The following is an 8,236-nucleotide window of genomic DNA, read 5'->3' as shown; positions in this document are numbered from 1 at the left end:
GCCCGCCACCGCCACCTTGGCGTCCGCCAGTTCGGTGTTCGGCAGCGCCGACTGCGCGGCCTTGACGATCTTCGCGATCTGATCCATGGCCGGGGTGCTGAACGGGTTGAGCGCGCTTTGGATGAGGTACCGGGCCGCGTGTCCATCGGGGGAGAGGAAGATCGCGGCGCCCTTCTTGAACTCGTCCCTCGTCATGATCTGCGGTGGGATGTTGAAGCCCGCCATCGACGGCTTGTTGTCGGTGTCGTGCTTCATGTTCAGCAAGAATTGCGACGCCTCGCCGAGGCCGCTGCCGATGTTTCTGGTCTGATCGACCAGTATTTTCACGCCCCCGGCGATTGCCCGGCTGCCGTCGGCGAGCGCATTGGCGCCCTGTTGCGCCTGGCTCATGGTGGATTGCAGGTTCTTGATCGTCTTCATGGCGGTGGAGGCTTGGGTGAGCGTTTGCTGCACCTTGTCCAGCGTCTGCCCGACGGTCTGCGCTTTGCCGGCCGATTGCAGGTTGTGCGCCATGATCTTGATCGAGTTGAGGGTGCCGTCGTTGTTGGCCTGCACCATCGCCGCCAAGCCCGCCCGTGAACTCACGCAGCCCGGGTCGGCGTTGCATTCCTGGCTGTCATTGAGGGCCGTCAACATCGGGCCGGCCCACGCGGCGATGTTTTGGGTGTTCATGGTGGACGTGTTGAGGTTGTCACCAAGCGTCTTCATCTGCCCGGTGAGGCTGGCGCCCTGGTCGAGCGCGGCGATGGTGCGGTCGCCGCCCGCCAGTTGCTCCATCGCCTGCAACGGCCCGACCACCCCGCTGAGGCTGGAAATGGCCCCGGTGACCTGATCGCGCAGCATCGCCAGGGCGTCGGCCAATTGATTGGAGCCGTTGACCAGCCTGTCCAGATCGTTCCCGTGCTCCTGAATTTGGGTGGAGCCGTCGGCGAGCTTGTTGCCGACCTCCCCGGCTTGGAACGAGATCTTGGTCTGCTCCAACGGTTCTCCGTTGGGCCGGGTCAGGCCCCGCACCATGGTGATATCGGGGAGCTGGCTGACCCGGCTGGCCACCTGCTCGAGGTCGGCGAGGGCCTGCGGCGTCCGCAAGTCGTGGGATGACTTGACGAACAGCACCATGGGTGTCAGCGCGTTCGTCGGGAAGTGGCGATTCATCGCCTCGTATCCCTTGGAGCTGTCCACCGACGCGGGCATCGTCTTGAGGTCGTCGTAGTTGAAGCGCATCATGCTGGTGCAACTCGCCAAAGCGATGAGCACGACCAGGCTCCCGATCAGGTGAATGCGGGGCCGGCGCACGACGCGCGTTCCCATGATCCGCCACATACGGGTGGTGAGGTCGCGTCGCGGCTTGATCCAGCCCCGTCGTCCGGCGACCACCAGCAAGGCGGGCAGCAGGGTCACCGCACACAGGAATGCCACGATGACCGAGATCGAAATCGCCGGACCGACGGCCGAAAACACTTCCAGCTTGGTGAAGACCATCGCGAGGAAGGCGACCGAGACGGTGGCTGCCGATGCGGCGATCACCTTGCCGATCGACATCAACGCCATCTTCACCGCTTGATCGGAATCCTCGCCGCGGCGCACATAGTCGTGATAGCGGCTGATCAGGAAGACCGCGTAATCCGTTCCCGCGCCGACCATGACCGCGGTCATCAGGACGAGGCACTGCAAGTTCACCGGCAGGCCGAACTGGTGGCTCAGCCCCGACAACACACCCTGCGATGTCCCGATGGAGGCACCGATGTTGATCAGCGGCACCAACATGGTGATCACGTTGCGATAGATCAAGAAGAGAATGATCAGCACGGCCGCCACGGTGCCGATCTCGATGAAATGCGCGTCTTCCATCGCCATTTCGGTGGCGTCGGCGATGCTGGCCAGCGGTCCGCTGACGTAAGCGGTCAGCGACGTCCCGGCGGTGACCTGTTTGGCGATGTCTTTGACGTGGTGGTAGCCGGCGATGGTGCTGGGCGCGGTGCCCGCACCGGGGAAGGAAACCGGCAAGATGAAGGCCTTGCCGTCCTTGCTGGCCAGGACTTCGCGCATCTGCGGGGAGCTGAGGAAGTCCTGCACCGTCATCTTGTCGGCGGTGTCTTCGTGCAGCTTCTGCACCAGCTTCGCGTAGACGGCCTCGTCGGCGGGTGAGATGCCGTTCTCGTCGCTCAGCATGATCATCAGGAGGGACCCGCCACCGCCCAGCGGATTATCGGAGCCGCCGTCGGAGTCCCCGGCCTTTTTGGTGGTGCCCCCGGGGCCCGAGTCCCCGGGGCTCTTGGGGGCCTCGGAGTCCTTGCCCGGCGTGGCGAATGCCTGGGCCATTTCCTGATTGAGCACCACCGTCGGGGCGTTGTCCGGCAGGGCCTTCGGCTCGCGCTTGCCGGCCTCCACCATCAGCGGCGGAAAAACCAGCCACAAGACGGCCGCGAACGCGATCCAGGCGGCGATGACAAGCAGGGGCCACCGCACGACGACTTGTCCGATGCGGTCGAAGATTCCCCCAGGCTTGGCTGCCTCGCCCGTGCCAGTCCGGCTCGACACGCAACCAACCCTACAAGCTGGCCTGCGCGCGTGTGGGGTAATCGAAATCTGGGCGGCGACCGTGATCCCGCTGTGATCTTGACAGTAATTCTGCTGGTCAGCGCCTTGCTCCCCGGCGCTCGACCCGGCCCGCGAGCTCTCCCGGCCCTGGGGTCAAGGCGCCCATTCGGGGTGTGGCGCCGCGGATCCGTGTAACACTCTCCCCATGGCCATCGGTTACCGCCTGCAATCCAACCCGCTCGTGGGCAAGCTGACCACCAAGTACTTTCTGCCCCTTGGCACCCGCCAGGTCGGCGATGACGTGGTTTTCTTCAACTTCGGCTACGAAGAGGATCCGCCGTTGGGCCTGCCGCTGGCGGCATCCGACGAGCCCAACCGCTACTGCATCCAGCTCTACCACGTGACCGCCTCGCAGGTGGATCTCACCGGGAAGAAGGTGCTGGAGGTTAGCTGCGGGGCCGGCGGGGGAGCCTCGTACATCATGCGCAACCTGGGCCCGGCCTCCTACACCGGCCTGGACCTGAACCCCGCCAGCATCGACAAGTGCCGGGAGCGGCATCAGCTGTCGGGCCTGGATTTCGTGCAGGGCGATGCCCAGAACCTGCCCTTCCCCGACGAATCGTTCGACGCGGTGATCAATGTCGAGGCCTCCCACCAGTACCCCGACTTCGCCGGTTTCCTCGAGGAAGTGGCACGCGTGCTGCGCCCGGGCGGGGATTTCCTGTACACCGATTCGCGCCGCGCGCCCGTCGTCGCGGAGTGGGAGGCGGCGCTGGCCGACGCGCCGCTGCGGAAGGTCTCCGAAAGGGACATCGACAAGGAGGCCAAGCGCGGGCTGGACGCCAACACGCGACGGACGCAGCAGCAGATCAGTGGCCGCCTGCCGGGATTCGTCAACTCGCTGATCCGTTACGGCGTCGGCGTGATGGACTGGGATCTGCGCCGCGCCGGTGGGTTCTCGTACCGCGTCTACCACTTCGCCAAGGATTGATGCGGGTCCAGCGCGCACCGGAAGCGAAGGGCCGAAGGCCGTCATGAAGTTTGCCGTGGCAAGCTACGGAACCCGCGGCGATATCGAGCCGTGCGCCGCCGTCGCCCGCGAACTGCAGCGCCGCGGGCACGAGGTGCGGGTGGGCGTCCCGCCCAACCTGGTCGGCTTCGTGGAGTCGGCCGGGCTGCCCGCGGTCGCCTACGGGCAGCGCGATTCCCAGCAGCAGTTGGACGAGGATTTCCTGCACAACTCGTGGAAGTTCACCAATCCGGTCAAGTTGGCGCGCGAGGCCATGGAGCCGGTCCGGGAGGGCTTTGACGAGCTGGGCGCCGCGCTCAAGCCGCTCGCGGACGGGGTCGACCTGCTGCTGACGGGCCAGCTCTATCAGGAAATCGCCGCCAACGTCGCGGAGTACTACGACATTCCGTTGGCCGCCTTGCATTTCTACCCGATGCGGCCCAACGGTCACATCGCGTTCCCGGCGCGCTTGCCGGCGCCGCTGGTGCGCTCGACGATGAAAACCCTCGACTGGTTGTACTGGCGGTTCACCAGTGGCGCCGAGGACGAGCAACGCCGGGGCTTGGGACTGCCGAAGGCCACTTGCCCTGTGCCGCAACGGATGTCAGAAGGCGGAGCGCTGGAGATTCAGGCCTACGACGAGCTTTGCTTCCCCGGGTTGTCGGCGGAGTGGGGCGCTCGGCGGCCCTTCGTCGGCGCGCTCACCATGGAGTGGCCCACCGACGCCGACGACGAGGTCGCGTCCTGGATTACGGCCGGAACCCCGCCGATTTACTTCGGGTTCGGCAGCATGCCCGTCGGGTCCCTCAAAGATCTCGTCACCATGATCGGCGGGGCCTGCGCGGAGCTGGGCGAACGGGCATTGATCTGCTTGCGGGCGCAGGACACCGGCGTCCCCGATCTCGACCATGTGCCCGATTTCGACCATGTGAAAGTAGTGGCGGCGGTGAACCACGCTGCGATCTTTCCCACCTGTCGTGCGGTCGTCCACCACGGCGGCTCGGGCACCACCGCCGCCGGGTTGCGCGCCGGCGTCCCGGCGCTGATCCTCTGGATCACCTCCGACCAGCCGATCTGGGCGGCCCAGATCAAGCAGCTGAAAGTCGGTTCGGCGCGCCGATTCTCCGGCACCACCCGCAAAACGTTGGTCGCCGACCTCAAGTCGGTGCTCGCGCCGGCGTATGCCACTCGGGCCCGCGAGATCGCCTCGCGGATGACCCAGCCCGCCGAGAGCATCGCCACCGCCGCCGATCTGCTGGAAAAAGCAGCTCGACGTGAAGGTTTCGGCTGATGTCAGAACGGGCCGCGGGGTTGCGCGGACCGGTGTACGCTCCGGTTGTGTCCTTACTGATCACCGTGCCGGTTTTCGGGCAGCATGAGTACACGCACGCGCTCGTGACCGATTTGGAGCGCGAACGCGCCGACTACCTGATCGTCGACAACCGCGGCGACTACCCCAAGATCGGGAACGAACGCGTCATCACGCCCGGCGAAAACCTGGGTTGGGCCGGGGGCAGCGAACTTGGATTCCGAACCGCGTTCGCTGAGGGTCACTCCCACGCAATAACGCTCAACAACGACACCCGGATCTCGCGGGGATTCGTCGCCGCCGTGCTCGACCCGCGCCTGCCCGCGGATGCCGGAATCGTGGGGCCGATGTTCAACATCGGGTTCCCGTACGCGGTGGTCGACGGAATACCGGACGCCGCGAGCTACGTTCCCCGGCCGCTGTATCGGGTGGTGCCCGCCGTCGAGGGGACGGCGTTGGTGATGTCGCGGGAATGCTGGCACGCCGTCGGGGGAATGGATCTCGCCACCTTCGGGCGCTACGGCGGCTGGGGGCTCGACCTCGACCTCGCGCTGCGGGCACGAAAAGCCGGATTCGGCCTGTACACAACGGAGATGGCCTACGTCAACCATTTCGGGCGCAAGACCGGGAACGCCCACTTCGGTCGCCGGAAGTATCACTGGGCCTCCAGCTGGGCGATGATTCAGGGGTTGCGTCGAACACACGGCTGGCCGGCGGCCATGGGTATCCTGCGCGAGATGGGGGCGGCGCACCGCCGCAAGTGGGACAAGTCGTTCCCGCTCGTCCAGCGCGACGCGGCCGCTACGCGGCATCCATAGGTCCGCCGGTCGTCTCAGACGCCGACGCGGACGGTCTGCTCCAACAGATCGGCGGCGGTGGCGACGCCGACGGCGGGCTTGGTCATTCGCGGGGCGATCTCGCGGGCCCGGGCCACGCAGTCCGGCGCCAGGATCTTGCGGAGCTGCCGGACCAACGATTTCCGGGTGATGTTCGAAAGTCGTTTGGCGGAGCCGACTTTCAGCCGTTTGACCTGTGTCGCCCAGATGAACTGATCGGCCACGTCCCACAGGATCAGCGTGGGGAGTCCGGCTCGCAGGCTTGCGGCCGTCGTGCCCGCGCCACCGTGGTGGACTGCCGCGCGGCACATGGGCAGGATCGTGGAGTAGTTGATGTGGCCGACCAGCTTGACGCCGGGATGGGGAGCGGCTTCGGGACCCTCGGCGCCGGAATAGATCAGGGCCCGTTCGCCCAGCTCGGCGCAGGCATCGGCGATCATCGCCACCGTCTCGGCGGGGGACTGGACCGGCGTGCTGCCAAAACCGAAGTAAATCGGTGGTTTTCCCGCGGCGATCCACGACGCGACCTCGTCGTCGGTGTCGGCCCCCAACTCCAGCGTCAGCGCACCCACGAAGGGGCGCTTGCCATTCCATTCCGCGGCAAGCCCGGGGAACACCGCCTCGTCGTAGGCCTGAAGCTCCAGCGTTCCGGCTTCGGCCATCCGTCTCCACGCCGAAGCCGTCGTCCTCGGCAGGCCCAGTTCCCGGCGTTGCGCGTCCTCGTCCGCCTTGGTGATGCGCGAATACAGCCACCAGCCCGCCGTCAACGTCGCGCGGACCGCGGGCGCCGGCGACGGCAAAAACGGAACGCCGATCTGGCCGTTGACCCGCACCGGAAAGTGATGCAGCCCCGCGACCGGAATGTCGTAGTAATCCGCGACATTCGCCACGACCCCGTGGTAGGTCTGGCCGGTCACCAACAGGTGGGCCCCATCGGCCAGCGAGGTCAGTGTGCGGCTCATCTCCGCCCAGCCCTCGACGAAAAGCTCCTTGAGGTCGCGCACGAAGTTGACCGGGTTCTGGACCTTGAAGGCGTTGTGGGTGAATTCCGCGACGGCCACTACTTGCTCTCGCGTGTCGGGCCCGTAGGGGATCGCGGGAACACCCGCCGACTCGACGAAGCTAACGAGGTTGGGAGGCACAGCCGTTCGCACTTCGTGCCCACGGCGCAGCAACTCGACGGCAACTGTCGCGGAGGGCTCGACGTCGCCCCGAGTTCCGTGAGCTGCCAGGACAAATTTCATCGGCGAGACTCAGCCTTCCACTTCCAATGGCCGCGACCGCAGTCCGCGGCCATCAGTAGTCGTCCGCAGCCGATCGTTCCTCCTCGTTCCTCGCGGTCGGCGTCGGAATGATGCCTACCCGGATACGCGTACCGGTGCTCCCGCGAATTTGCCCTCCGCCACCCGGGCGCACACGGATCTCATCGCCTGCGCATAGCGGACCACGGATTCCCGAGCAACCGGATTGTTCGGGAAGAACACCGACAGCGAGACCTCGTCGAACAGACGCATAACCGTCATGTACATGAATGCCGGATCCCTACCGTCGTTGTAGGCGGTCGCATTGACTCCGTCCAATGCGCTGGCGACGACACCCGAAAGGGGAGGAAGGCCCGCATCCATGTAGTTCATCATGGTGAACTGCGGTCCATGCCTCTTCAGCCAAGGCGCCAACGCCCGAACGCGATCGTAGGGGACGTTCGCCAAGCCCACGTTCGCGTCGAACGAAGTCTGAGTGGCAAGGGCCGTCTCTTCGAAGGAGTTGGGATCGACGGGAACGGTGTACGGCACCACACCGGTGAACCACCCCACCGTCAAAAACTCTTCCGGACTACGGCGCATATCGACCGGAGTCATCCCGTAATACGTCCGCGCACCGGTCAACTCGTATTGGGTCAGGGCCGCGCAGGCAAACAGCCCACCACTGAACCTGGCGCCGCCCTGCAGGCATCTGGCCTCGAACTGAGCCGTTTGCTTCGCATCCATCAGCTTTTCGACGTGGAAGTCGCCGCCGCAAGATATCGAGGGATCACCAAGTGGCAACGGGAAGTTCGGCAGGGACCCGCCGTTGCTTTCGGCGAATTCGATCCAGGTGCGCACCTCCGGCGAATCCAACGTCATCGCCGACATGGCTGCGATCTCCCGGAGGCAGAACTCGTCATAACTCTTGGCCGGTGGCAGTGCAACAGGCGCCTTGCCCTCGAGAAGGGCGTTGTAGTTCATCAGGAACTCGACATATAAACTCGCAACCAACACCGGGTCGGCGTGGAGATGGTCGACAACCGCGTACAACGAGAAGTAGCCGTCGTACTGAATGATGCCGAACCTGAAGCAATCCCACTGCAGCGGATCGGGCGTGGCCAACACTAGCTCCCGCCATTCGGACGGCGACAGCACACCATACTCTTTCGCGACGAATTGAATGTCGCGCGGGTTCTTGATGGTGCGACGGACGAAGTTTTCCCCGTCCTGGTGTTCAAACCAGCTATGGTACGTTGCGTGCCGCCGAAGGTGGGCATTGATGACGAAGGACATGGTG

General features: G+C 65.3%; 6 protein-coding genes. 3 read left to right on the top strand and 3 right to left on the bottom strand.

Annotation, left to right across the window (positions count from 1 at the left end; translation table 11 throughout):
- Positions 1-2,541 (bottom strand): MMPL/RND family transporter (locus VMD50_RS29675; protein ID WP_325433557.1); only part of this gene is annotated, 2,541 nt, incomplete at its 3' end.
- A 205-nt stretch (positions 2,542-2,746) separates the two neighbouring features.
- On the opposite strand from VMD50_RS29675, the gene VMD50_RS29670 reads away from it, so the two are divergent.
- The 3 genes from VMD50_RS29670 to VMD50_RS29660 are packed head-to-tail and all read left to right on the top strand — an operon-like array spanning position 2,747 to position 5,677.
- The gene (locus tag VMD50_RS29670; RefSeq protein ID WP_325433555.1) at positions 2,747-3,532 is read left to right on the top strand and encodes a phthiotriol/phenolphthiotriol dimycocerosates methyltransferase; all 786 of its coding nucleotides are present in this window, start codon (positions 2,747-2,749) and stop codon (positions 3,530-3,532) included.
- 43 nt (positions 3,533-3,575) lie between these two features.
- A complete protein-coding gene (locus VMD50_RS29665; RefSeq protein ID WP_325433553.1) occupies positions 3,576-4,841 on the top strand; it encodes a glycosyltransferase in 1,266 nt (421 codons plus the stop codon).
- A gap of 32 nt (positions 4,842-4,873) precedes the next feature.
- Positions 4,874-5,677 carry a glycosyltransferase family 2 protein gene (locus VMD50_RS29660; protein ID WP_325433559.1) on the top strand — a complete coding sequence of 268 codons (804 nt, stop codon included), beginning with the start codon at positions 4,874-4,876 and terminating at the stop codon, positions 5,675-5,677.
- Between the two features lie 14 nt (positions 5,678-5,691).
- On the opposite strand, the gene VMD50_RS29655 is transcribed toward VMD50_RS29660, so the two are convergent.
- Both VMD50_RS29655 and VMD50_RS29650 read right to left on the bottom strand, forming a co-directional pair.
- Positions 5,692-6,939, bottom strand: coding sequence for a glycosyltransferase (locus VMD50_RS29655; RefSeq protein WP_325433551.1), 1,248 nt, complete (start codon positions 6,937-6,939; stop codon positions 5,692-5,694).
- Positions 6,940-7,053: 114 nt separating this feature from the next.
- Positions 7,054-8,236: condensation domain-containing protein (locus VMD50_RS29650; RefSeq protein WP_325433549.1), on the bottom strand; the 1,183-nt coding region annotated here is incomplete at its 5' end.

The sequence above is a fragment of the Mycobacterium sp. genome, assembly GCF_035506235.1.
In the GTDB taxonomy this organism is placed as follows: Bacteria; Actinomycetota; Actinomycetes; order Mycobacteriales; family Mycobacteriaceae; genus Mycobacterium.
The sequence above is the reverse complement of the archived record's forward strand: the minus strand, read 5'-3'. Positions and strand labels throughout refer to the sequence as shown.